The organism is Selenomonas sp. F0473, assembly GCF_000315545.1.
In the GTDB taxonomy this organism is placed as follows: domain Bacteria; phylum Bacillota; class Negativicutes; order Selenomonadales; family Selenomonadaceae; genus Centipeda.
The window spans coordinates 1,596,210-1,620,744 of sequence record NZ_JH992902.1 but is presented as its reverse complement, the minus strand read 5'-3'; the positions used below and the strand labels follow the sequence as shown (position 1 = coordinate 1,620,744).

General features: G+C 60.9%; 10 protein-coding genes. 3 read left to right on the top strand and 7 right to left on the bottom strand.

Translation table 11 applies throughout. From position 1 onward, the window contains the following. Complete coding sequence (locus HMPREF9161_RS07465) at positions 1–14,148, top strand: autotransporter outer membrane beta-barrel domain-containing protein (protein ID WP_156804657.1); 14,148 nt, start codon at positions 1–3, stop codon at positions 14,146–14,148. A 75-nt stretch (positions 14,149–14,223) separates the two neighbouring features. On the opposite strand, the gene HMPREF9161_RS07460 is transcribed toward HMPREF9161_RS07465, so the two are convergent. Together HMPREF9161_RS07460 and HMPREF9161_RS07455 are read right to left on the bottom strand one after the other, a co-directional pair. After that, a complete protein-coding gene (locus tag HMPREF9161_RS07460) occupies positions 14,224–15,585 on the bottom strand; it encodes a metallophosphoesterase (RefSeq protein ID WP_009729064.1) in 1,362 nt (453 codons plus the stop codon). Between the two features lie 75 nt (positions 15,586–15,660). Next, positions 15,661–16,434, bottom strand: coding sequence for a metallophosphoesterase family protein (locus HMPREF9161_RS07455; protein WP_009729063.1), 774 nt, complete (start codon positions 16,432–16,434; stop codon positions 15,661–15,663). A 186-nt stretch (positions 16,435–16,620) separates the two neighbouring features. Between HMPREF9161_RS07455 and purB the strand changes: the two genes are divergently transcribed. After that, positions 16,621–17,913: an adenylosuccinate lyase gene (gene purB / locus HMPREF9161_RS07450; protein ID WP_009729062.1), complete on the top strand. Its 1,293-nt coding sequence runs from the start codon at positions 16,621–16,623 to the stop codon at positions 17,911–17,913. A 34-nt stretch (positions 17,914–17,947) separates the two neighbouring features. Next, positions 17,948–19,234 carry an adenylosuccinate synthase gene (locus tag HMPREF9161_RS07445; protein WP_009729061.1) on the top strand — a complete coding sequence of 429 codons (1,287 nt, stop codon included), beginning with the start codon at positions 17,948–17,950 and terminating at the stop codon, positions 19,232–19,234. A gap of 86 nt (positions 19,235–19,320) precedes the next feature. Here the strand turns inward: HMPREF9161_RS07445 and HMPREF9161_RS07440 are convergent, their stop codons facing one another. The 5 genes from HMPREF9161_RS07440 to citD form a co-directional block, all read right to left on the bottom strand. Beyond that, the gene (locus tag HMPREF9161_RS07440; RefSeq protein ID WP_009729060.1) at positions 19,321–20,646 is read right to left on the bottom strand and encodes a CitMHS family transporter; all 1,326 of its coding nucleotides are present in this window, start codon (positions 20,644–20,646) and stop codon (positions 19,321–19,323) included. 42 nt (positions 20,647–20,688) lie between these two features. Then, positions 20,689–21,543, bottom strand: a complete 855-nt coding sequence (gene citG / locus HMPREF9161_RS07435; protein WP_009729059.1) for a triphosphoribosyl-dephospho-CoA synthase CitG — start codon at positions 21,541–21,543, stop codon at positions 20,689–20,691. Between the two features lie 135 nt (positions 21,544–21,678). After that, the gene (gene citF / locus HMPREF9161_RS07430; RefSeq protein WP_009729058.1) at positions 21,679–23,238 is read right to left on the bottom strand and encodes a citrate lyase subunit alpha; all 1,560 of its coding nucleotides are present in this window, start codon (positions 23,236–23,238) and stop codon (positions 21,679–21,681) included. A 13-nt stretch (positions 23,239–23,251) separates the two neighbouring features. Then, positions 23,252–24,163 (bottom strand): aldolase/citrate lyase family protein, encoded by a 912-nt coding sequence (locus HMPREF9161_RS07425; protein WP_009729057.1) that lies wholly within the window; start codon positions 24,161–24,163, stop codon positions 23,252–23,254. Next, positions 24,160–24,462, bottom strand: a complete 303-nt coding sequence (gene citD, locus HMPREF9161_RS07420; protein ID WP_009729056.1) for a citrate lyase acyl carrier protein — start codon at positions 24,460–24,462, stop codon at positions 24,160–24,162. Before citD ends, HMPREF9161_RS07425 begins: the two co-directional genes overlap by 4 nt. Positions 24,463–24,535: the final 73 nt, after the last annotated feature.

The window sequence follows — 24,535 nt, the reverse complement described above, 5'->3', positions numbered from 1 at the left end:
ATGAACAGCTATTTCAGTAAGGGACGCCGGCTGCGGCTCAGTGCCCTGGTCTTCGGCAGTCTCCTCTGGAGCGCGACCGCGGGGGCGGCGGCGCTCGTCTCGACCATTCCTTCGGACTACGGGAACAGCGAGATGGGCGCGGTCAACGGCTCGCGCGTGACGACGGAGATTGACGGCACGCCGATGGTCGGCGTGTACAAGGGGCTGAACCGCGACCCTGCCTCGTTTAATTTCCACCAGCGCGGCAAGAGCAAAATCTTTATGCGGCAATATACATACAGTACGACCGAGCTCGAGGCGAATATGCTGCTCGACCCGAATTCCTCAGGTGCGGCTGCAATGGAGGCGGCGGGTAAGATCGAGGCGGTACCGAATGCCCACGCCGCGGCGGCGAGCGACAACTATATCTATGTGACGGGCTACGATCTCGGCAAGATCGGTGTTGCCCAACAACGGGGCGCTGTCCTGAGGGAAAACAAACGTGCCGCCGTCGACCTCAAGGAGGATATCAAGAAATACTGCGGCTACAACTTCAACGAGACGTTCCGCAACGAGGACGACGACAAGACCTATACGGGCGATCCGAACCTCGCGCGGGTGCACGGCGAGGCTTTGCTCGTCGTGGGACGCAAGCTCTATGTGGCGACATCCGTCAATCCGCTTGCGAACTACGATCCCTACGACGACGGCTTCCTCATGCAGTACGACATCCAGGACGACGGCAGCCTGAAGTTCGGCAGCTATACGCGCATCAGCCGCAACATCGATCAGGGGCGGCTGAACAAGTTCAACGACTACATCATGGTCTCCTGCATCGGCGGCTATCAGCATTACGACGGGAAGGGCAACGTCCATTATACCGCGGTCAACGTGGCGCAGGTCGATGAGAACGGCAAGCTGACGAGCACGGCGCAGCGCCGCATCAACGTGCCGGATCAGGTCAAGGCGACGGGACAGGATTTCCGTGACGTCAAGACGCTGCCGAACGGCACGGCATATGTGATGACGTACAATCTGAACCCGAACGGCAGTCAGATCGACGCGAAGGTCTATCAGACGACCGTATCCAACCTGCTCTCCGACCATCCGGAGGACTGGACAGAGATCGTCTCCGTCACGCAGGAAGAAGGCTGGTTCGGCAAGCTCAACGCCGAGTACTATACGAAGCGCCTCTGGCTGGAACTCGGCGACACACTGCGTGCCTATACGGACGGCGACGCCGTGGAGAAATACAAATGGCAGGCCAAGGATTTTTCTGAAAACAAATCGTTCAGCAGGTTTAACAAGATCACCATGCTCGAACCGGATCACGTCTACGGCCCGACGGCGTCCGTCGTCCTCGCCCTGCCCGCAGAGCTTGGCGGCACCACGGCCACACCGGCGGCGAATCCGCATGCCGTTTGGCAGAACGGCAGCGCGACGGCTCCCGTGACAGCGTCACAAAACTACAGTGCCGATACGCTCATCAATATCGGCAGGGACCGGATCGGCAACGCATCGACGAATGTCCTCGCGGGTATCTACGCCGCCGGGAAGAACATCGACATCAACGCCGCGGGCCACCGCCTGCAGCTGCAGACGGAGAACACCGTAGGCAACCCGACGGGCATCTACGCCGGCAAGGGCAAAAACGTCACCGTGAACGCGTCCGAGGTCAACATCATCACGCGCGGCTGGAAGAACGGCAACACGCTGACGAACGCGATCCAGCTCGACGCAGCGAAGAACAAGGCCGGGCAGATCACGATCAACGCCCCCGTCAACATCTCCATGTCGGGCGGCTACGGCGGCAACGGCGTCGCCGTGCAAAAGAGCGACCGCCTCGGCGAGAAATCCTACGAAGCGAGCGCCCATTCGAATATCCTTATCAACGGCGATCTGAAGATCGCGGGCGCGCGCACGGACGAATGGGGCATCCCCATCAACCGTGAGAACGTATTCTCGCGCTTTAACAATGCGGGCATCCTCACGCAGGTCGAAAAGAGCAACGTGACCGTGAACGGGAATGTGGATATGACCGTCTACGGCAACGGCGTGACGACCAATGCGAAGGATAGCACCGTCCATATCGGCGGCGGCAGCATTCAGGTGCCCGCAGGCATGGCGTACAGCTACTATGCGCTCGCCGCCTACCAGGGCGCGATCAGCATGAATACGGGCACGGACGGCAAGACGCCGGGGACGCGGGATGTGCGGCTCGACGGCGATCTTTTTGCGCTGTCCACGGGCAAGCTGAACGTCGCGCTCACAACGAACAATTCATATCTGCACGGTCTCGTCGACAGCGGCGGTACGGCGAACCTCTACCTGCAGAACGGCGCAAAGTGGCTCAACGAAGGCCGCAACGCGCGCTACTATCAGGACAACGAGGACATGGGCGCGGGCACGATGGTCAAGTCCCGTGCCGCGGCGAACTATGTCGGCCGGAGCCGCGTAACGAACTTCTACGGCGGCGCGGACGAGGCGTCGCGCGGCATCATTTATCAAAAGGATGCGGACGCGCTCACCATCGACAACTACAGCGGCCATACCGCGGCGATCTATGCGCATGACGCCGCCTCCCCCACCGTGATCCGCGGCGGGGATATTGTCGTGGGCAAAGCCGTCGGCACGGAGAACGTGTTCACACTCTTTACCGATGTGGACGGCGTGACGAAGGACAATCAAAAGGACGTGCTCGGCGCGCTCGCCAACAAGCTGACGTACAAAAACTACACGGACGGCAGGCTCACGGGCAAGCTCGCGATCGGCGAGGGGCTGACCATGTCGTCCATCAACCAGTACATCACCTTCGGCGGCGAAAAGGGCGCCTACGACCCGAGCGACCCGCGCAACAAGGGCGAGGAACCGCAGCCAAAGCCGCCGGCAAACGAGCAGACGAAGACGGAGTTTACCACACCGATCACCCATGAGGCGGGGCAGGAATATGTGGACGATCATGTGGCGCAAGCGGGGAATCACTATAAATTTACCAAGGATACAACGGTTAACCTCACGAAGGACAAGGATCGGGAGGGCATCGGCAATAACAGCACCGACGGCAGCGGTCTTGTCGTTGATGCCGGCGGGCACAATCTGGACGTATCGGTGCGCGGGCAAAACCTAAGAACCGGCATCAAAAACAGCAGCGACGGCGGCATTACGATTACGGCGAATCGCCTGCGGGTCAATGCAGCCAGCGATAATTTCCGCGCCTACGGCATCTGGAACAACCAGTCCGGATCGACCGTTCGCGTCAACGGGAATCTCGTGCTGAACATCAACGCGAAGCTGACGGGGCAGGGCTTGTTTGCCTCGCGGGGCGCGGCCATTGAGACCGACGGCGTTGAGGTCAATATCAATAAAGATGCCGCCGCCGCATGGTCCGTTTACAACAATGACGGAACCATCACGGTGAACGAGCGCGGCAAGGGCGACGTCATCCTGAACGGCAATATCTACAGCGGTCCCGAGAGCCATACGAACCTGACGCTGACGACGGAGAACTCCGTTCTCAACGGCGTTATTCATCAAGCGGTACCGGAAGAAGAAGATGACGAATACGACGCGTTCTACTCCGCACCGGCATCGGCTCTCATGCGAAGTGGCGCCGCCCGCGGCGTCAATCTGACGCTCGCAAACGGCGCCGTCTGGAACAATGCGGACTATAATGCGACAAACAAAGCGCTCAGCGACGCAACCTTCATGGGGAGTACGCTCGCATCGCTCACCGGCGGAAAGGATGCGGCCAAAGCCGGCATTATCCGACAGAACGATACCAATCAGCTCACCATCGAAAACTACAACGGCGGGTATCTGAACATCGACTATGCGCATGATGCGGCGACACCGACGGCATTCTCTTCGGGCGATACCATCATTAACCGTGCTGCCGACGGATCTTTTGTGACGCTGCGCACGGATCACGCGGGCGTGACCGCCGCCAATCAGTTGGATGTCCTCAGCGCACTTGCGAAAAAGCTGACCTATAAAAGCTATAAGGACAACAAGCTCACGGGGAAACTGCAAATTGCAGAGGGCGCAACGACCTCGGCGATAAACCAATACATCACGTTCAATTCTGTAAAAGGAGCATATGACCCGAACGACCCGCGCAATGGCGAAACTCCTCCCCCGCCGCCCGAGGAACAGACGGAGACGGAGTTCACCACACGTCTATTCGGGAGCGAATCCAAGGACAAAGCATATGTGGACGCACATGTCCGGCAGGCAGATGACACATATCGCTTTACGAAGGATTCGACCATCAGCTATGCCAATACGGATAACGAAGATGCCGGAGTCATCACTCCTACGGAAGATGTGAGACTCGATGCATCAACTCATACGCTTACCGTTGAAACAAAGGTGCACGGGGCGCAAAAAGCGGCAGCCATCAAGAATACAGGTAAAAAACTCAATATTACAGCAGATACGCTCCGATTGCTCACGAACAAAAATGAAGTGAGCGATGCTTTGAATTCTTGGGGAATCCTGAATGAGAGTGGAACAACTAATGTTTCGGGATTGACAGAAATAGATGCAACCGGATATGAATCGAGTCGTGCTGTGGAAGCGACCGAAGGAACGGTAACGCTTGAAGGGCTGAAAGCAAAGGTGGCGACCTACGATGATGCAACGGCGCTTTTCACCGGCTCAACAGGGCAGATTTATGTCAACGCCAAAGACGGTTCCGCAGGCAGCCATACGGTAAAGCTTGATGGCAATGTTGGAGCTATGGGCGAAGCGAGCCGTATCGATGTCGCTATGGTGAATAAGGATTCAGGAGTGAACGGTCTTGCCTTTGGCAAGGGAAAGATCAACTTCTGGCTGCAGAACGGTGCTGTTTGGAACAACGAACAATATGGCGGCACCGTGCCGGATAAAGAGGATAACCAGCTTGGGTATGACTATGATTATACCTTTGCCGGCAGCCGTCTTGCCTCTTTGAAGGGTGGCAGTAATGCCAACAATGCAGGCGCGATCTTCCAGAAGAACGCCAAGGACATCACGATTGACAATTACAGCGGCCATACGCGCGTATTCTATGCGCATGATGCTGCGACGCCGACGACGATGATCGGCGGAGACTTCCGGATCAAGAACGCGGCAGCAGGAAGCGCCATTACGCTGACGACGGACAGCGTCGGTCTCAATACGGAATCGACGAAGGCGGTGGATAAGAACCGTGTCAGCGCGACGCTCAATGCGCTCGCCAACAAGCTCTGGTACACGGCCTATACGACGGGAGAGAGGAATCTCACGGGCAAGGCGGAGATCGCCGAAGGCTTGACGACGTCCGCTGCAAGCAAGCGCATCGAGGACATCACGTTTGATACGGCAAGCGGACAGGGCAGCTATGTCTATACGCCGGCTTCGGAAGTAACGACTGATCCGATTACGGAATCCGAGACACTGACCTATGATCGCCAGGCGATTGCTACACAGCCGAATACCAAGGGCAACCGCATTGTCTCCGCGCTCTACACGGATAATACTGCATACGATAAGCAGCATCCGATGGTCGTCGATATGAACGGTCATAGTCTGCACCTTGAGGCAAACAGTAAGAACCAGATTTCCAGCGCAATTTACGGCGGCAACAACAAGAGCATCCGAATTGTGAACAGCGGCGAAGAAAAGGCGCTGACCATCAAGGCATCGAATACGGATACGCGTGCGGCTACCGGCATCCAGTCGGATGCAAATTCCCATATCTATATTCAGGGACCTGTCGTCATCGAGGATGTTCATGCAAAGGGATACAATGCGACGGCGATTCAGACATCCGGTACCATTGGTTCCCCGAGCGATGTCACGATCGACGGCGATCTCACTGTGCAGTCCATACGGGCTGATCGCGTGGATCCGAAACATACGGCGGATGACGGGCGCAATCTGGCTGCGCTCAAAACGACAGGCAATGAGACTAAGATCACAGTCAAGGGCAATGTCGATATTCAGAATATCAAGGGCAGCGTACTGCAGACGGTCGGCGCGGACAGCGTGATCGATGTCGGCGGCGGCACGATCTCCGCGGCGGAGGATGCCGACCATACGAAGCAGTACTACGCCGTGCACGCGACAAAGGGCACGGTGAACATCAACGCGGCCGGCGATAAAAAGACGAATATCACGGGCGACATGTACCTCACGCGGGAGTATGGCAAGAAGGTCGCCGAGTACAGCGGCGGCAAGCTGGTCGACTTCTCGTCGGGCGGCACGCTTTCCGCTTCTTTGACGACCGCGGATTCCTCCTGGCACGGTGCGGCGCTCTATGCCGTCGACCGCAAGGATTTAGGCACGGGCGGCTTTACGGCGCACGATGTCGGGCAATTCAATCTGACGCTTGCCAACGGTGCGGCGTGGACGAACGAGCTCAAATCCTCGGCCGACGCCAGCTGGCAGGGCAGCCGCCTCGCAAAGCTCGCGGGCGGCGCCGACGCGGCGCATGCGGGCCTGATCTTCCAGAAGAACGACAAGGACATCACGATCGACAATTACAGCGGCCATACGCGCGTGTTCTACGCACATGACGCCGACTCCCCCACCGCGATCAGCGGCGGCGATCTGAGAATTAACAAAGCTGCGGCGGACAGCGGCGTCACGATGGTCACGGACAACACGGGGCTGAATACGGCGTCGGAAACAGCGGCAGACAAGAACCTCGTCAGCGCGACGCTGAACGCCCTCGCGAACAAGCTCTGGTACACGGGCTACGTCTCCGGCGAGCGCAATCTCCTCGGCAAGGTGGAAATTGCCGAGGGGCTGACCGCTTCGTCGGCGAGCAAGCGCGTCGAGAACATCACGTTCGACAGCGCGACCGGCAGGGGCGGCTATGTCTACACCCCCGCACAGCCCGGACAGACGGCGACGGAATTCACCACCCCCCTCACGGGTGATGCCGACGCCGATGAAGAATATGTCGATGCGCAGGTCCGTCAGGACGACGGCAGCTACCGCTTCACAAAGGACACGACGATCACCTATCAAAAGAATTCAAGAGATGGTGTGATCAGGCCCAAAAAGGGCCTGGACATCGACGCCTCGGGCCGCGTGCTGACGATCACAACTGACGGCGCAGAGGAACGGGCCACAGAAGCCGCAGGCATCATGCTGGCGCCAACGCACAAGCTCAATATCAAAGCCGGTACGCTCCGCCTGTTGGTGACCGATAAAAATTCCAAGGACCATTTGGAAAATGCATACGGCATCCGGGGTTATAAGGGGACGCTGTCCATTGCGGGCATGACGGAAATCGAGGTCGGCGGCACGGAGATCAGTCACGGCGTCCACGCCTATGACGACACGATGACGCTGGACGGCCTCAGCGCAAAGGTGAATACCGCCGCGAAGGACTCCGCCGCGCTCTATGCCTGCTATGGGCGAATCAACGTCAACGTCAAGAACGGCACGGCGAGCGACAGCGCGGTCCGACTGGACGGCAATGTGGTCTCGAAGGATGCGCAGGGCCGGATCGACGTCGCTTTCACAGGGCCTTCTTCGTATCTCAAGGGGCTCGCCTTTGGCGACGGCACGATCAACATGTGGCTGCAGAACGGCGCCGCATGGAACAACATCAACGGGGCCGCGGCATCTCCGCAGGGATATTGGGGCAGCCGGGTCGCCTCTCTCGTCGGCGGCTCCTCGCCGGACCGCGCCGGTCTGATCTTCCAGAACGAGGCCAATCCCATCGTGGCGGATCAGTACAGCGGCTACACGCGGGTCTTCTACAAGCATGATGCCGCCGTGCCGAAAAAGATCATCGGCGGCGCGCTGCTGATCAACCACGCGGCGGCGGGCAGCGGCGTCACCGTGGCGACGGACAATACGGGACTGAATACGGACGCCGCAGCCTCGGCGGCCGAGAAGAAGCTCGTGGACGAGACGCTCGGCGCACTGGCAAATAAGCTGTGGTACCGCGCGTACAAGGACGGCGAACGGAACCTCACGGGCAAGGTGGAAATCGCCGAAGGACTCACGGGTTCTTCAGCGAGCAAGCGCATCGAAAACATCACGTTCGATGCGGAGACCGGCAAGGGCACCTACGGCACGCCGACCGTGACGGAGCAGACCAAGACCACGTTCACCACAGGCATCGTGGGCGAAGCGGCGCACGACGCCGAGTATACGGAAGCCGGCGTACGCCAGGAAGACGGCAGCTATGTCTTTACAAAGGACACCGTGATCGCCCCCGGCGTCACCGAAATCAAGGCGGGCGCATGGCTCGGAACATTTAGTGCGGCAGTCTCGAATTCTGACATAAAGAATCCTGTGAACATCGATCTCAGAGGACGGAACCTGACCGTCAATACGAAGACCGACATGAGCACGGTGGGGATCACGGCGATCGGCAACGGCGCACAGCTGAACATCGAGAACGCCGGCGCGATCACCGTCAATGCGGAAAACACGAGCAGCTCCCAAACGGCCGCGGTCTATGCCAACAGCGGCGGCAAGGTGCACATCAAGAACGGCGGCGGCGACCTCGAATCCAAGGTGCTCAAGGTGCGCGCCAACAATGCAGACGGCAAGACAAACGTCGCCGTCATCAAGACGATGAACGGTGTGCCGGGCGCCCGGTCCAACATCACGATCGACGGCCTCGTTGACGTCCTGGCGGACGGCGGGGCCAAAGGGACAAAGAAAGGGGCGAACGAAGCCGTGAGCGCCGTCGCCTCGACGATCGACATCGGCGGCGGCACGATCAAGGCGGTCGGCGACGCATGGGCGGCCATCCGCGCCTACGGCGAGTTTGTCACGCAGAATACGGGCGTGGTCAACTTCAACGTTACGAAGGACGCGAACGGCGTCGCTACCGGCGCCGGAACGAACCGCGCGGTCATCGAGGGCGATTTCTCCACAAACGGCGGCATGGGCACAAAGGGCCGCATCAACGTCGGCCTCTCGACCGCGGGATCGTACTGGCTCGGCAACTATGTCGATTCGCACGGCTACGGCGTGACGCAGGGACAGGACGGCGTCGTCAATCTCTTTATGAAGAACGGCGCCTACTGGAAGGGCTTCTCCATCGGCGTCATGAACGTCGAGATGTCCGGCGCGAATACGCGGTGGATCGGTTTTAATGTTGAAAAGAGCTTGAAGCTCAGCCTCAATGACGGCGCGACGTGGTACAACGCGATCACGCCGGAACAGAAGGGCTGGAAGGGCGTCGACGCCATCAGCAGGGTCAAAGACTTCAGCGGCAGCGGCGGGTTCATCGACATGACGGGAACGAACCGTTTCCTCGGCGAGGGCAACAGCCTCGATCAAACGGGCGTCCCCGGCGCGGCGGTACAAAGCAAATGCTCCTCCATCACAGAAAAGGGCCTCGGCGAGACGGGCGACCTCGAAATCGACAATTTCAGCGGCAGCACGACGATCAACTATCGTCACGACGCAGCGGCGCCGACGACGATCTACGGCGGCAGGACCACGATCAACAAGGCGGCCGCAGGCAGCTCCGTCACGATGCGCACGGACAATATCGGCCTGAATACGGAGTCAAAGAAGGCCGCGGACAAGAACCTCGTCAGCGCGACGCTGAACGCCCTCGCGAACAAGCTCTGGTACACGGGCTACGTCTCCGGCGAACGCAACCTGCTCGGCAAAGCGGAGATCGCCGAAGGGCTCACGACCTCGTCGGCGAGCAAGCGTGTGGAGAGTATCACATTCAACGAAACGAGCGGTCAAGGCGGCTACGTCTATACGCCCGCGCAGGACGAACCCGAGGAGCAGTCCAAGACCGCGTTTACGAAGCGTATATTCGGCTCGACCGATCAGGAATATGTCGACGCGCATGTCAAGCAGGCCGACGGCACCTACCGCTTCACAAAGGATTCGACGATCAACTACCAGAGCGGATCGAACATGAATGCGGGTGCGATCGCGCCGAACTACGATACCAAAATCGACGCCTCGGGCCGTACGCTGACCGTGAATACGAGCGGCAAAACGGCAAATGTCAAGGAAATCGCCGCGATCAAGAGTGCGAACGGCAAGACCCTTGACATCAAGGCCGGGACGCTGCGTCTCCTGGCGAACGACGCCGCGGCGGAATCCGCATGGGGCGTTTGGAATATCGGCGGCACGACGACGATTGCCGGCATGACGGAGATCGATGTCGCCGGCACCCAGAACAGCAAGGCAGTACAGGCTTCCGGCGGCAGCATTTCGCTGGAAGGCCTTCATGCAAAGACTGCGGCGGGCGCGGCGGAATCCGCAGCCCTCTTTGCCGGCAAGGACGGCCGCATCAACGTCAATGTCAAAGACGATACTGTCGGCAGCTGCAGTGTCACTTTGGACGGCAACATTACCGCAAAGGACGCGGCAAGCCGCGTGGACGCCGCGCTGACGGGCGCGAATTCGTACTGGAAAGGTATTTCCTCCGGCGACGGCTCCGTCAATCTGTGGCTGCAAAACGGCGCTGCATGGACGAATGAAGCGTACGGCACCGCGCCGACCGGCTTCACAGGCAGCCGCCTCGCAAAGCTCACAGGCGGCAGCGATGCGGCGCATGCAGGCGTGATTTTCCAAAAGAACGACAAGGACATCGCGATCGACAATTACAGCGGGCATACGCGCGTGTTCTACGGGCATGATGCCGCCTCCCCCACGACGATCAGCGGCGGTAATTTAAAGATCGCTAAGGCGACTGTGGACAGCGGCGTTACGATGGTCACGGACAACGCGGGGCTGAACACAGAGTCGGCAAAGGCTGCGAACAAGAACCTCGTCAGCGCGACGCTGAACGCCCTCGCGAATAAGCTCTGGTACACGGGCTACGTCTCCGGCGAACGCAACCTGCTCGGCAAGGTGGAAATTGCCGAGGGGCTGACCGCTTCGTCGGCCAGCAAGCGCGTCGAGAATATCACATTCGACAGCGCGACCGGCAAGGGCGGGTACGTCTACACGCCCGCGCAGGATGAGCCCGAGGAACAGTCCAAGACCGAGTTCACAAAGCGCATATTCGGCTCGACGGATCAGGAATATGTCGACGCACATGTCAAGCAGGCCGACGGCACCTACCGCTTCACGAAGGATTCGACGATCAACTACCAGAGCGGATCAAACATGAACGCGGGTGCGATCGCGCCGAATCACGACGTCAAGATTGACGCCTCGGGCCGCACGCTGACCGTGAATACGAGCGGCAAAACGGCAAGCGTCAAGGAAATCGCCGCGATCAAGAGTTCCGCCGGAAAGGCCCTTGACATCAAGGCCGGGACCCTGCGTCTCCTGGCGAACGACGCCGCGGCGGAATCCGCATGGGGCATCTGGAATATCGGCGGCACGACGACGATCGCAGGCATGACGGAGATCGATGTCGCCGGCACGAAGAACAGCAAAGCGGTACAGGCCTCCGGCGGCACCATTTCGCTGGAAGGACTGCATGCAAAGACCGCGGCAGGCGCGGCGGAATCCGCAGCGCTCTTTGCCGACAAGGACGGCCGCATCAGCGTCAATGTCAAGGACAGCGCTGTCGGCAGCGGCAATGTCACCTTGGACGGCAGCATTACCGCAAAGGATGCGGTAAGCCGTGTGGACGCCGCGCTGACGGGCACGAATTCGTACTGGAAGGGACTTGCCTCCGGCGCCGGCTCCGTCAATCTCTGGCTGCAGAATGGTGCGGCATGGACGAACGAAGCATACGGCAGTATGCCCAACGGCTTCACGGGCAGCCGCCTCGCAAAGCTCACGGGCGGACATGACGCGGCGCATGCGGGCCTGATCTTCCAAAAGAACGACAAGGACATCACGATCGATAACTACAGCGGTCATACGCGCGTGTTCTACGGGCATGACGCCGCCTTCCCCACCAAGATCTACGGCGGCAGCGTCAAGATCAACAAGGCGGCGGCGGGCAGCACGATCACCCTGCGCACAGACAGCAACGGTCTCAATACGGCCTCAACCAAAGCGGCCGATCGGAACCTCGTCAGCGCAACGCTGAACGCCCTTGCGAACAAACTCTACTACACAGCGTATACGACGGGCGAGCGCAACCTCACGGGCAAGACGGAGATCGCCGAAGGTCTCACGACATCGTCCGTGAGCCACTCGGAGAACATCACATTCAACGAGACGACGGGACAAGGCGGTTACGCCTATAAGCCCTCGATCGATATTCCGGATACGCAGGTGACGACCGCATTCACACAGGGGATCACCGGCGATGCGGATCAGGATGAAGTCTATGCGACGGGCGGCGTGTTGAAAAACGGCAAATACTACTTCAGCAAGACGACCGACATCACCGCGGACAGCGGCATCACGGCAAGCCAAGGAAAGCCCATCGACATCACGGGCGGCTCCGGTACGAAGCTCACCATCAATGCCAAGAACTACGGCATTGACGCCGGCGCGAACAGCAAGGTGGACATCACAGGCGACCGCATGGCCATCAATGCAACGGGCGGGAAAGACAGCCGCAGCATCCGTGCCGCGGCAGGGTCCTCCGTAACGCTTCTCTCCGGCTTTGACATCAAAGGCGCCATCGAGAACAACGGCGGCACCGTCAAGCTGGACGGCACAGGCAAGACAAGTTCGCTCGTCGGCAATATCACGCAGAATGACGGGACGTTCAATCTCAGAATGACCGGCAAGAACTCCGTGCTGAAGAGCGATATTATCAGCAAGGGCGGCAATCTGGCCGTCACCCTCGACGGCGAGGGCACCGTGTTCACCGGAAGTATCGGTGCTGCGGCAAAGAGCGGCGCATCCTTCTACCGCGCGGGAGTGCCGACCGGGACGCGGGAGCTGACGCTCGGCCGCACGGCGGTATGGAATGTGACGGGCGCTTCGGATCTGACGAAACTCTCCGCACAAGGCACCATCGTACAGCAGTCGAATCAGGAAGTCCGCATCGGCGACTACGAAGGGACCGCTAAAGTCCTGTACCGCGGAACGGCGACGTCCGACGGCGTACTGACCCTTGGGAACACCGGGCGATTCACCGTTCAAAACATCATCGGCGCCAACAATTCTCTGACGCTTGCGACCGACGCGTTCAGCGGCAACGACGCAGGCGATGAAAAAGTCGCCGAGACACTCGCAAAGCGGTTCGTTTACAGCGGCGACAGCGGCAATATCGAAAACGAAGGGGTCAAGGGCCTGCGGCTCAACGCCGCGATCGCCGACGGCATGACGACATCGGCAAAGACCTATCGCGTGCGTTTGGGTGCCAACGGTCTGAGCCAAGGCGTCACGCGCGTTGCGCTCTCGGATATCCAGTACGGCGACTACGAGACGAAGCTCATGAGCGGGGTTAAATCGGCGATGACGGCCTCGACGATGGCATGGCGCGCGGAATCGAACGACCTCATGAAGCGTCTCGGCGATCTGCGCCTCTCCCCGGAGAAACTCGGCACATGGGTGCGTTTCTACCGCGGCAAGGCGAGCAGCGACAAGGACCGTGCGGACTTCCACATGAACTATACGACGATCCAGGTCGGGCACGATTGGAAGGTCTCCCCCGCTTGGCGCGTCGGTCTTGCCGGCAGCTATATGAAGGGCTCTTCGAGCTATGCGAGCGGCAGCGGCAAGAACAAAGAGGGCAACCTCGGCGTCTATGGCACGTGGACGGGCAAGGGCGGGCAGTATGTCGACCTCATCGCAAAGGTGGGGCGTCTCACGAACGAATACTCCGTCTACAACGATTTCGGACACTATGTCAAAGGCGACTACGGCGCATGGGGCGGATCGCTCTCCGCGGAATACGGCAAGCGTATTCGCGCGAAGAACAGCGGCTTCATCGAGCCGCAGGCCGAACTGATCTACACGCATCTGAACGGCGCGAATTATGCGGGCAGCACCGATTACATGGTCGGCGGCGTATACCAGAAGATGTACGTGCGGCAGGGCGCGTTCAACAGCCTCATCGGCCGGCTCGGCATCGGATTCGGCCGCGAGACGAATCGGAGCACATGGTTTGCGAAAGTATCGCTCTACCACGCCTTCTCCGGCAGTCTGCATACCGATTATTCCGACGGGATCAATCCGTGGAAGCACACGCATCAGGACTTTAAGGATACGTGGGTCGGCGCGCAGCTCGGCGGTACCTTGAAGCTCAGCGACAAGACGAGTCTCTACGGTAATTTCGAGAAAACCTTCGGCGGAGACATCAAGACCGACTGGCGTATGGATGCCGGCGTTCGGTGGAGTTTCTAAACGCAAGTCTCTCAAAACGAACCGCCCCATCATGGTTTCACGGCCATGATGGGGCGGTTTTTCTATCCCGAAACGCTAAAAATGAGACGTGCCTCGCTGCCGGCCGTCTCGTTTTTTCAACGATTTATTTTTCTCCACCCGCACGCGATCCATCTCGGTGCCGTCGGGCAGGAAGCACGCGATCTCGACGGCATCCGCCCCGACCTCCATCGTGAGGTAGTTGTCGGTCTCGGGCTGCGGGAGCGTCGCCTCGTCCATCGCATGATCGACCCAGAGGTTCGGGTAGCGGACGTTGCCCGCGACGCCCGTGATGATGTACAGCGGTCCCTTCTTGTCCGGCGTCTTAGCAAAGTGAAAGATATGCCCGCGATTGCGGTAGGTATGTAAATGCGCTGTAAATACAATGTCGATTCCGAGTTCATCAAAGACCGGCATCCATATATTCCCGTCCTCGCTGAACCCCTCGGTTCGTTCGGGACGCCCGTTGATACGGTACTGCAGGACGTCCTTATGCATGAGGACGACGTTCCATTTCCTGCGCCGCGCATTGATGTCCCGGCGGATCCACGCGAGCTGTTCCTCCACGAGTCCGTCTTTGAAGTCCCCGATCTCCTGCTGCTGCGTGCAGAGGACGACGTAATGCACGTCGCCGTAATCAAAGGAATAATAATAGCGCTCGAACTGCATGCTCCCGTTTTTCGGCACGTCAAAATAATTGAGATATGCCGCGGGGAGGCGCACCTTCCAGCTGCGGTCATACGTTTCGTGGTTCCCCATGACGGGCACAAACGGTATCGCACGCTGCATCTCGTCGATCCCGGAGAAAAAAGCGACCCACTGCGCACGGTCTTCGCCGTTGTCCACCAGATCCCCCATATTGCAGAAGATCTGCGCGTCCGTGTTCCGCGCCCATGCGAGATGCGCCATCCGTATCCAATCGGAATAGTCGCTCGACTGCGAATCCGGAAAGATGAGCATTTTATACGTCTCATCCCGGGCGGGCGCAAAAAGCGGCTGCCAGTTCGTCGCCGTATCGCCCGCGGCAACGCGGTACCGGTAGGATGTGCCCGGCGAGAGGCCCTCCACCGCCGCGGTATACTGACGCACATCGATGCCGTCGTCTGAAAAATAGGCCGCGGATGCGGGGAACCTGCGCGCATTTCCCTCTGCCGCCCCCTCCTCGCACACCTCTACGACGAGGCCCTCTGCACGCGCGGCTTCCCACATAATGACGCGCGTATGTCCCGGATCCTGCGTGACGATCTGGCGCAGGCGTTCCACATAGAGCGACCCCGGCAGTTCGTGCGGCGCCGTATCCAAGACGCGCCCGAATGCCCCCAGACGCAGAACCGCCGCGCCGCCTGCCGCGATTACGCCGGTCACCACGGCGGCGGCTTTGATGAATGTGCGGCGGCTGATAGGCTGATGATCTCCCATATCGTTTTCCTTTCTGTAGAGATAGATTCGAGCGTCGTGCGAATTTACATGATACCCCCTCGCGTGCGCTCCAAGTCAAGTATTTTTCGCCGTGTGGGCGGCGCCTTTTGCCGCGCTCTGCACATAACAGGAGGCGATCTCGTCCGCCGTCGGCATCCCGCCGCGTGCGCGCAGATCCAGATACCGCCGCACGTCCACGCAGCTGATGCGCCCGCCCGGGAGGAAGCCGCCCGTATCGCAGGCGACGATGTTGTTCGGAAAGAAGATCGGCGCCGTGCGCGTAAGATCTCGCCGCGCGCCGAGGAACTGTGTCGGCGTGTGCCCCACGACGATGAGTTCCTCGCCGGCATAACGCTCAAAAAAAACGTCCCGGATCCAGAGCAGATCCCGTTCGCGCTGTTTCTCACGCGCGGGATCGATGCCCGCGTGAACGAAGAGGATGCTCCGCCCCTCATAGCTCATCCTGAAATAGAGCGGCAGCCCCTTGACAAAACGGATCAGTTCCTCCGCCTCCGCGCGCGGCAGCGCGGCAAGCCTGCGGAGCGTCGCATCGCCGCCGTTGCACTGCCAAAGATGCGTCGGGGCGAAACCGTCGATCCCGTTCTCGGCGAGATACGCGAGCATCATCGCCTCATGATTGCCGATGAGGGCGTGCACGTTCTCGTTCCGCTCCGTCTGCATACGCACAAAGGCAAGCGCCTCTGCAGGCGCGGGGCCGCGGTCGATATAGTCCCCGAGAAAGACGAGCAGATCCTGCGCGTCGTCAAATGAAATCTCGTTCCACAGCGCCCGCAGCCGCGCCGCGTCGCCGTGCACATCCCCCACGGCTAAGATCCGCCGAAATGCCATCGCACACGCCTCCTTTCTTTTTCTATTATACCGCAGAACGTCTGAAATAGAAATGGAACGCCGGCTACGCCCGTATTCCTGTAAAATCGTCCCCACGGAGCGCCGCGCCCGTTGACATTCGCCGCATGGGGATATATGATATAAGTGTTGTTTTATGTCTATGCGCATGCGCGCAGGAGGATTTTGATGATCAAGCGCTATACGCGGCCGGAGATGGGGCGTCTCTGGTCGATCGAGAACGAGTGGCAGACCATCCTGAACGTCGAGATCGCGGCGTGCGAGGCGATGGCGGAACTCGGGGAGATTCCCGCCGCGGCCGTGGAGAACATCCGCCGCACGGCGAAGTTCGACGTCGCCCGCATCAACGAGATCGAAAAGACGACCGACCACGACATCATCGCCTTCCTCACGAACCTTGAGGAGAATGTCGGCGAAGACTCCAAATACATCCACAAAGGCCTGACCTCAAGCGACGTGAAGGACACGGCGTACTGCATCATGATGCGCGACGCCGCCGGGCTGATTCTCAAAGGACTCCGGGAGTTCCGCACCGTCCTCCGCCGCCGTGCGGACGAGTTCCGCCATACGCCGTGCATCGGGCGTACCCACGGCATCCACGCGGAGCCGATGACGTTCGGGCTAAAACTCCTCCTTTGGAGCGCGGAAATCGAACGCGACATCGAACGGCTGACGCGCGCGCAGGAGATCGTCTCCGTCGGCAAGCTCTCGGGCGCGGTCGGCACCTACTCCAACATCGACATGCGCATCGAGGCGCTGACCTGCAAACGGCTCGGCCTCATGCCCGTCCGCCTCGCGACGCAGGTCATCCAGCGCGACCGCCATGCCGAGCTCGTCACGACGCTTGCCATCATCGCGGGCACGATGGAGAAAATCGCGACCGAGATCCGCAATCTCCAGCGCACGGACATCCGCGAAGCGGAGGAGTTCTTCAAGGCGGGGCAAAAGGGCTCGTCCGCGATGCCGCACAAGCGCAACCCCATCAACTGCGAGCGCGTCTCAGGCATGGCGCGTCTCGTACGCGGCAACGCCGTCGCGGCGCTCGAGGACATGACGCTCTGGCATGAGCGCGACATCTCGCACTCCTCCGTCGAACGCGTCATCCTGCCGGACAGCACGATCAACGTGGACTACTGCCTCGCAAAGCTCACGGGCATCGTCGACAAGCTCCTCGTCTATCCCGACGCCATGCTCCACAATATGGGGCGCACGGGCGGGCTCATCTACAGTCAGCGCATCCTCACGGCGCTCGTGAATAAGGGCGTCATGCGCCAGACCGCGTATGTATGGGTACAGCGCAACGCCATGAAACGCTGGCTCGAAAAAGAGGATTTCCGCACGAACATCGAACACGACGCGGACATCTCCTCGTATTTGACAGTGCAGGAGATAGACGACTGCTTTGATTATAAGTATTTTCTCCGCAACGTGGATGAAATCTTCAAGCGTTTTGACCTGTAAGGGAACGGGTTTTTAGAAAAAGGGGACTGAGATCATGTCAACCATCGTTATCACGGGCACACAATGGGGCGACGAAGGAAAAGGAAAGATCGTCGATTACCTCGCGGAGCGCGCCGACACCGTCGTCCGCTATCAGGGCGGCTGCAACGCGGGGCACACGGTCGTTGCGGCCGGCGAGGAGTACAAGCTGCGCCTGCTGCCGTCCGGCATCCTCTACAAGGGGACGCACAACATCATCGCGAACGGCGTTGCCTTTGATCCCGAGGTATGTTTACAGGAAATGGACGCCCTCGCGGCGCGCGGCATCGACGCGTCGAATATTCGCATCTCCGACCGGGCGCACGTCGTCATGCCCTATCACCGTCTGATGGACGGCATCGGCGACGCGCAGCGCGGCGCGGACAAGATCGGCACGACGGGGCGCGGCATCGGTCCCTGCTATATGGACCGCGACGACCGCGTCGGCATTCGCGTCTGCGATCTCATGGACGGCGACGAGTTTGCAAAAAAACTCAAAAAGAACCTCGAACGCAAGAACGCGGAGCTCGCGGCGGCGTACGACCACGCGCCGCTCGTCTACGAGGATCTGCTCGCCGAATACAAGGGCTACGCCGAGCGTCTGCGCCCCTTCGTCACCGACACGATCCCCCTCGTCAACGAGGAGATCGCAGAGGGGCGCAAGATCCTCTTCGAGGGCGCACAGGCAACGATGCTCGACATCGATTACGGCACCTATCCGTACGTCACCGCCTCGCATCCCATCTCGGGCGGCGTCACCATCGGCGCGGGCGTTGCGCCGAAGAGGATCGACACCGTCGTCGGCGTCGTGAAGGCGTACTGCACGCGCGTCGGCGAGGGACCTTTCCCCACCGAGCAGCTGAACGACATCGGCGAGGAACTGCGCCGCGCAGGACATGAGTTCGGCACAGTAACGGGGCGTCCGCGCCGCACAGGCTGGCTCGATGCCGTCGTTGTCCGCCACGCGGGGATGCTCTCGGGCATTGACTACATGGCGGTCACGCGTCTCGACATCCTCGACGGATTCGACGAGATCAAGATCTGCATGGGCTACCGGTACAAGGGCGAAGTCCTCAAAGGCGTCCCCGCAAGCCTGAATGTCCTCGCCGAGGTCGAGCCGATCTACGAGACCTTCCCGGGCTGGCAGACCGACATCTCCGGCATCCGCAGCTATGACGCGCTCCCAGAGAACGCGCGCCGCTACCTCGCGCGCATGGCGGAGGTCACGAGCATCGCCCTCGGCATCGTCTCCGTCGGCCCCTCGCGCGAACAGACGATTGTGCTCGCGGAGAAGTTGTTCTAACAACCGCGGCACATAGAAAAACGGCACAGCAGGAATCCATACACCTGCTGTGCCGTTTTTGTCTTCGTTATAGATTTGCACGCTGCCTAAACCGTAACGATCCCGAGCAGAATGGCAAAGAACAGAGAAATGATGGAGAGCAGCCAGAGCCACGGCGTGCAGAACCGCAGGAGGTCCTTGATGGAGATGCCCGCAAGGCCGCAGCAGAGAAACGTCGTCGCCGCGTGCGGCGTGACAAGGACGGCAAAGTTCTTGCCGATCAGCATGGCGTGCGACATGTTCTCGGGGGAGATGCCGTACTGCTCGCCGACGCCGATCGCAAGCGGCAGGAGCCCGAAGAAATACGGGCTCGTCCCGAGCATCATGCCGATGGGAACGGCCAATATGCCCATGACGATATGGAAGTACGGGCCGAGAAAGCCCGGGATGATCATGACGAGCGTCTCGGCCATCGCCTCGAGCATCTTGCTGCCCGTCAGCACGCCGAGGAACACGCCCGACGCGAGGAGAATCATCGGCACGCCGAGCGCCTCGCCCGCGTGCGCGCGGATGCGCGCCGCCTGCATCTTCGGGTCGGGAAAGTTCACGATAAGCGCGAGCGAAAGACCGATCATAAAGGCGGCGTACAGCTGGATCTTCGTAAAGCAGAGCAGCGCGATCACGCCGACCGTAAGGATAAGGTTGAACCAAAAGAGTTTCGGCCGCTTGAGCGCCGCGGCTTCCTCCGCGGTGACCTGCTTGGCGGACGAGGCGTCCTCGTCGAGCCGGGCAGCCTTGCCCGTCGGCACGGCGCCCGCGCCGCGCCGCTTTTCCAAGACGCCCATGAACGCGGCGAAGACGAGCACCATGCCGACGCCGACGATCTGCAGCGGGATCAACGTGTGCCAGAGCGCGTTGACATCCGTATCGAGGATCACGCCGACCCGCGCGACGGGGCCGCCCCACGGCAGCAGGTTCATGATACTCATCGCCGCGCCGATGATGACGCAGAGGACGACGGGACGGATATGCAGGCGTTTGTAGATCGGCAGCATCGCGGGGATCGTCACGAGCAGCGTTGCGGCGAGCGCGCCGTCGAGGTGTGCGATCGTGGCGATACACGCCGTCGCCACCGTGACGAGAACGACGTTCGAGCCCGCGTGTTTTACGAGGAAGTCGACGAGCGGGTCGAACAGCCCGACCTCCGACATGATGGAGAAATAGACGATGGAGAAGATGAAGAGCACGGCGACCGGCATGGTCGTCGTCACGCCGCTCTTGACGAACTCCGCGATCTGTTTGAAATCGAACCCGCAGACGACGGCACAGACGAGCGGCACGATGACAAACACGGGCGTCGGATGCGCCTTCGTTTGCAGCAGGCAGTAGATGATCAGGAAAATCATAACGAAACCGGTGATGGCCAACAGCATAAAAGTCCCTCCTTTTACGTATTTCATCAGCGCGCGGGAACGTTATCCCTCCGCGCGTTCGAGCGCATAGAGAAAATGTGTGACGGCGAGGAGATCCGCCGATCCGCCCGGACTGATCCACTCTTCAATAAAGTCCGCGTCCATCCGCAAGATCGCCGCGCGGCCTTCGGGCGCCGCCATTCCGCCAAGCGCTTCGGCGCGGCGGGCCGTCGCCTGCGCGCTGTGCAGGACGCCGAGGTGATGGCGGCTGAGGATGTTCGTATCGTCGTTGAGCCCGATGAGCGCGATGAGGACGTCGACGAGCGCATCGTTCACGGACATGCCCTTATCCAGCAGCGCGCGATAGAGGGGCAGAGCGATACGACTCACCAGCGGGAACCCGGCCTCCGCCGTCCCGCGCGCGCCCGTCGCCCCGCAGGCGAGATACGCCGCGTCTCCTTTCGTCTTGGGGCCGCACGTATCCAGGCTGTCAAAATGACGGCGGCAGATTCCCGCACAGATCTCTTTGACAAGATCGAGTACGTGCTCCGCCGTGCATTTTTCATCCCGCCGCAGCGCCAGCCCTGCGGCGCCGAGGAGCACGCCGAAGCTGAAGATCGCTCCCTTGTGCGTATTGACGCCGCCGGTACGCGCGAACATCGCGCGCTCCGCTTCCATGCCGACGGGCCGGAGCAGAGCGAGCAGCGCGGACGCGTCGCCCGTATGGTCTATGCCCGTGCGGACGAAGACGGGCAGGAACGGCGCGATCGCCGCCGCCGACCGCTGAAAGGTGAAGAAGTCCATGTCCGCATGCGCGCCGCAGTTCGCGCGGTCGACGAGCCCCGGTTTCGGCGTTGCCGCCGCCTCCGCGAGCAGGGCCTCGAGCGCGAGCGACGCGATTTGCGCGGCTCGGTCCATCCTTTCGCCACCTCGCTCTCCCTTGATACCGGAAAACTGATCCGACATACGCCGTGCTTGCGCCGAGAGGGCGTCTCGCCGCCCCCCTTTGGCGGCGGCGTGTCCCCCGCGGGCACATCCCCCGCCGAGCAATCCTTAGATCTGCAGCGGCTTGATTTTGCGCACGACGTCGAGGATCGTTCCGTCGCGCGCCTCGAGCACGGCGATGACCCGGTCCTCCCATTCGAGTTCGTCGGGCGTGCCGACGAGACTGTACGCTTTTTCCTGCAGCGCCTCGATCGTCGTGTGCGCGATGCCCGCGGCGTCGAGGCAGGCGACGAGATCTCCGCGCATGGGATTGACCGCGATGCCGTAATCCGTCACGACGACGTCCACACAGTCGCCGGGCGTCGTCACCGTAACGACTTTCTTGCAGACCGTCGCCATGCGCCCGCGCACGAGCGGCGTGACGATGATGCAGCACTTGCTCCCCGCAGCCGTGTCCGGGTGTCCGCCGGGCGCGCCGCGCAGCACGCCGTCCGAGCCGGTCAGTACGTTGACGTTGAAATCCGTGTCGACTTCGAGCGCCGCGAGCACGACGAAGTCCAGCTTGTTCACATACGCCCCCTTATTCGCGGGGTTCGCGTACTCGCTCGTGGAGATCTCAAGGTGTTTGTCCGGGTGCGCCGCGAGATGTTCGATTGCCTTTGTGTCAAAATCCTGGGTATCGAGGAGTTTGCGCACGAGCCCCTTGTCCATGAGATCGCAGACGTTGCCCCCCATGCCGCCGAGCGCAAAGCCCATCACAATGCCGCGTTCGCGCATATAGGACTCGAGATAGCGGTTGACCGCGAGCGACGGCCCGCCGACGCCGGTCTGGAAGGAGAACCCGTCCTTAAAATACGGGGTTGCCGCGATGATCCTCGCGCAGTTCTCCGCCATCATCAGATTGCGCGGGTCCTCCGTAACGCGCGCCTCTTTCGTGCCGATTTTCTTCGGATCGCCGATTTCGTCCACGACCACGACACAGTCCACGTCGATCGCCGCGATCGGCGCGGGCGAATTAGGAAACGGGACGAGCGTATCCGTGACGACGACGACGCGGTCGGCATAGCGCGCATCGGCGACCGCATAGCCGAGCGTACCGCAGTTGTTCTTTCCGCCCGTGCCGTTCGCGTTGCCGTAGTCGTCGGCTGCGGACGCGGCGATGAAGCTGATATCGATGCTGAGCTCGCCCGTCTCAATCGCGCGCGGACGCCCGCCGTGACTGCGGATGATCGCGGGCGTCCTGAGGCTTCCGGCGGAGATCACCTCGCCGATGCGGCCGCGTACGCCGGAGGACTGCACGCCGATGATCTTCCCCTGCTCGATGTAGTCCGCGAGGAGGTCCTGCGCGCTGCCGAGCGAAGTCGTCGCGACGGTCAGATCCTTCAGACCCATCTCCTCCACGAGCACCTTCATGACCATGCTCGTCACATAGTCGCCGTTGCGAAAGGAATGATGGAACGAGACGGTCATCCCGTCGCGCGCGCCGCATTTCTCGCATGCTTCGCGGATCGAGCCGACGACCTTCGACGCCTGCGGCCGCTCCGCGCGGCACACGCGCGGCCCGGCCCTGCGGAAATATTGGCCGTCCTTATGATATTTCCCCCGGTAGACCTCTTTGCCGTCCGTCAGCAGCGCGTCCGGGATCTCTCTGCCCACTGCGTTTTTCATCGAATCGCCTCCTTTACAAATCGCCGTGATAGACGCCGCACACCTTCGCGAGGGCGATAACGCGCTGCGCGTCCTCAATGAAGGGAATATCGACCATTTTCCCGTTGACCGTATAGACGCCGACGCCCCGCTTGGACTGTTCCTCGTAGCTGCGGACGTAGAGCTCCGCCGTCGCGATCTCCTTGGGCGTGGGCGCGAAGGTCTCGTGGACGTAGGCGATCTGACGCGGGTTGATGAGGCTCTTGCCGTCAAATCCCATCTCGTGATCGAGCCGCACCTCGGCGCGGAAGCCCTCCTCGTCGTCGAGCGCCGTGAACACAGTGTCAAAGCACTGGATGCCCGCCGCACGCGCCGCGAGGAGCATGAGGCTGCGCGCCGTGTTGATCTCGACGCCGCCGGGCACGGGACGGACATGCATGCTTTTCCGGAAATCGCCGCCCGAGATGGCGACGCCGAGCATGCGCTCCGACGCCGCGCAGATCTCGGCCGCGTTGAGGATGCCTTTCGGGCTTTCAAGCGCCGCCATGAGGAGCGTGCGGCCGGCCTCTGCGCCGAATTCCTCCTCAGCCGCGCGCACATGCTCCTCGACGAGGCGCACGTCCGCCGCGCTCTCGCATTTGGCGATGCGCACGCCATCCGCGCCGGCCGCGACGCTCACGCGGATGTCCTCCCGCCAATGCGGCGTCTCGAGCCCGTTCATGCGCACAATCACTTCGGTATCGCCGTAATCGACGCTTTTGAGCGCATGGTAGAGCGAGAACCGCGCCGCATCCTTCTGGTTCTCCGCGACCGCGTCCTCCAGGTCGAGGATGATGCTGTCGGCGCCGTAGATGTAGGCGTCCTTGATGAGGCCCGGCTTCTGCGCGTTCATGAAGAGCATCGTGCGGCGCAGGCGGAACCGCTGCGGTCTCGGTCTCGGGATCATCTGACGACACCTCCCCACGGAACGTCTTTGGCCGATGCGCCCGCGCTGCGGAAGACGGCGCACTCCACGCGCGCCTTGATCGTGCAGTCGAGGGCTCCCTTATCGACGACCTGCACGCGCGCCGCCGTGACGCCGAGGCGTTCGAGCGTCGCGAGAACCGTACGGCGGATCGCGCGCCCGTATTGGTTCATGACGCTGCTCTCGACGGCCAGCTCGATGCCGTCCGTTCCGGGCCCGACCGTGACCTGCGCGTCGCTCGACTCGAGCGTGCCGGCGATTGCGGATTTCTGAATCTCCATCGCGTTTCCTCCTTTCATTTATGATACCATTAAACCACGAATCCCCCGCGCTTGTAAAAGTTCTCTTTTTCTG

Bases quoted from the DNA above. Each gene is read 5' to 3' on its own strand.
- HMPREF9161_RS07465 (WP_156804657.1), top strand. From the start codon at position 1: ATGAACAGCTATTTCAGTAAGGGACGCCGGCTGCGGCTCAGTGCCCTG.
- HMPREF9161_RS07460 (WP_009729064.1), bottom strand. From the start codon at position 15,585: ATGGGAGATCATCAGCCTATCAGCCGCCGCACATTCATCAAAGCCGCC.
- HMPREF9161_RS07455 (WP_009729063.1), bottom strand. From the start codon at position 16,434: ATGGCATTTCGGCGGATCTTAGCCGTGGGGGATGTGCACGGCGACGCG.
- purB (WP_009729062.1), top strand. From the start codon at position 16,621: ATGATCAAGCGCTATACGCGGCCGGAGATGGGGCGTCTCTGGTCGATC.
- HMPREF9161_RS07445 (WP_009729061.1), top strand. From the start codon at position 17,948: ATGTCAACCATCGTTATCACGGGCACACAATGGGGCGACGAAGGAAAA.
- HMPREF9161_RS07440 (WP_009729060.1), bottom strand. From the start codon at position 20,646: ATGCTGTTGGCCATCACCGGTTTCGTTATGATTTTCCTGATCATCTAC.
- citG (WP_009729059.1), bottom strand. From the start codon at position 21,543: ATGGACCGAGCCGCGCAAATCGCGTCGCTCGCGCTCGAGGCCCTGCTC.
- citF (WP_009729058.1), bottom strand. From the start codon at position 23,238: ATGAAAAACGCAGTGGGCAGAGAGATCCCGGACGCGCTGCTGACGGAC.
- HMPREF9161_RS07425 (WP_009729057.1), bottom strand. From the start codon at position 24,163: ATGATCCCGAGACCGAGACCGCAGCGGTTCCGCCTGCGCCGCACGATG.
- citD (WP_009729056.1), bottom strand. From the start codon at position 24,462: ATGGAGATTCAGAAATCCGCAATCGCCGGCACGCTCGAGTCGAGCGAC.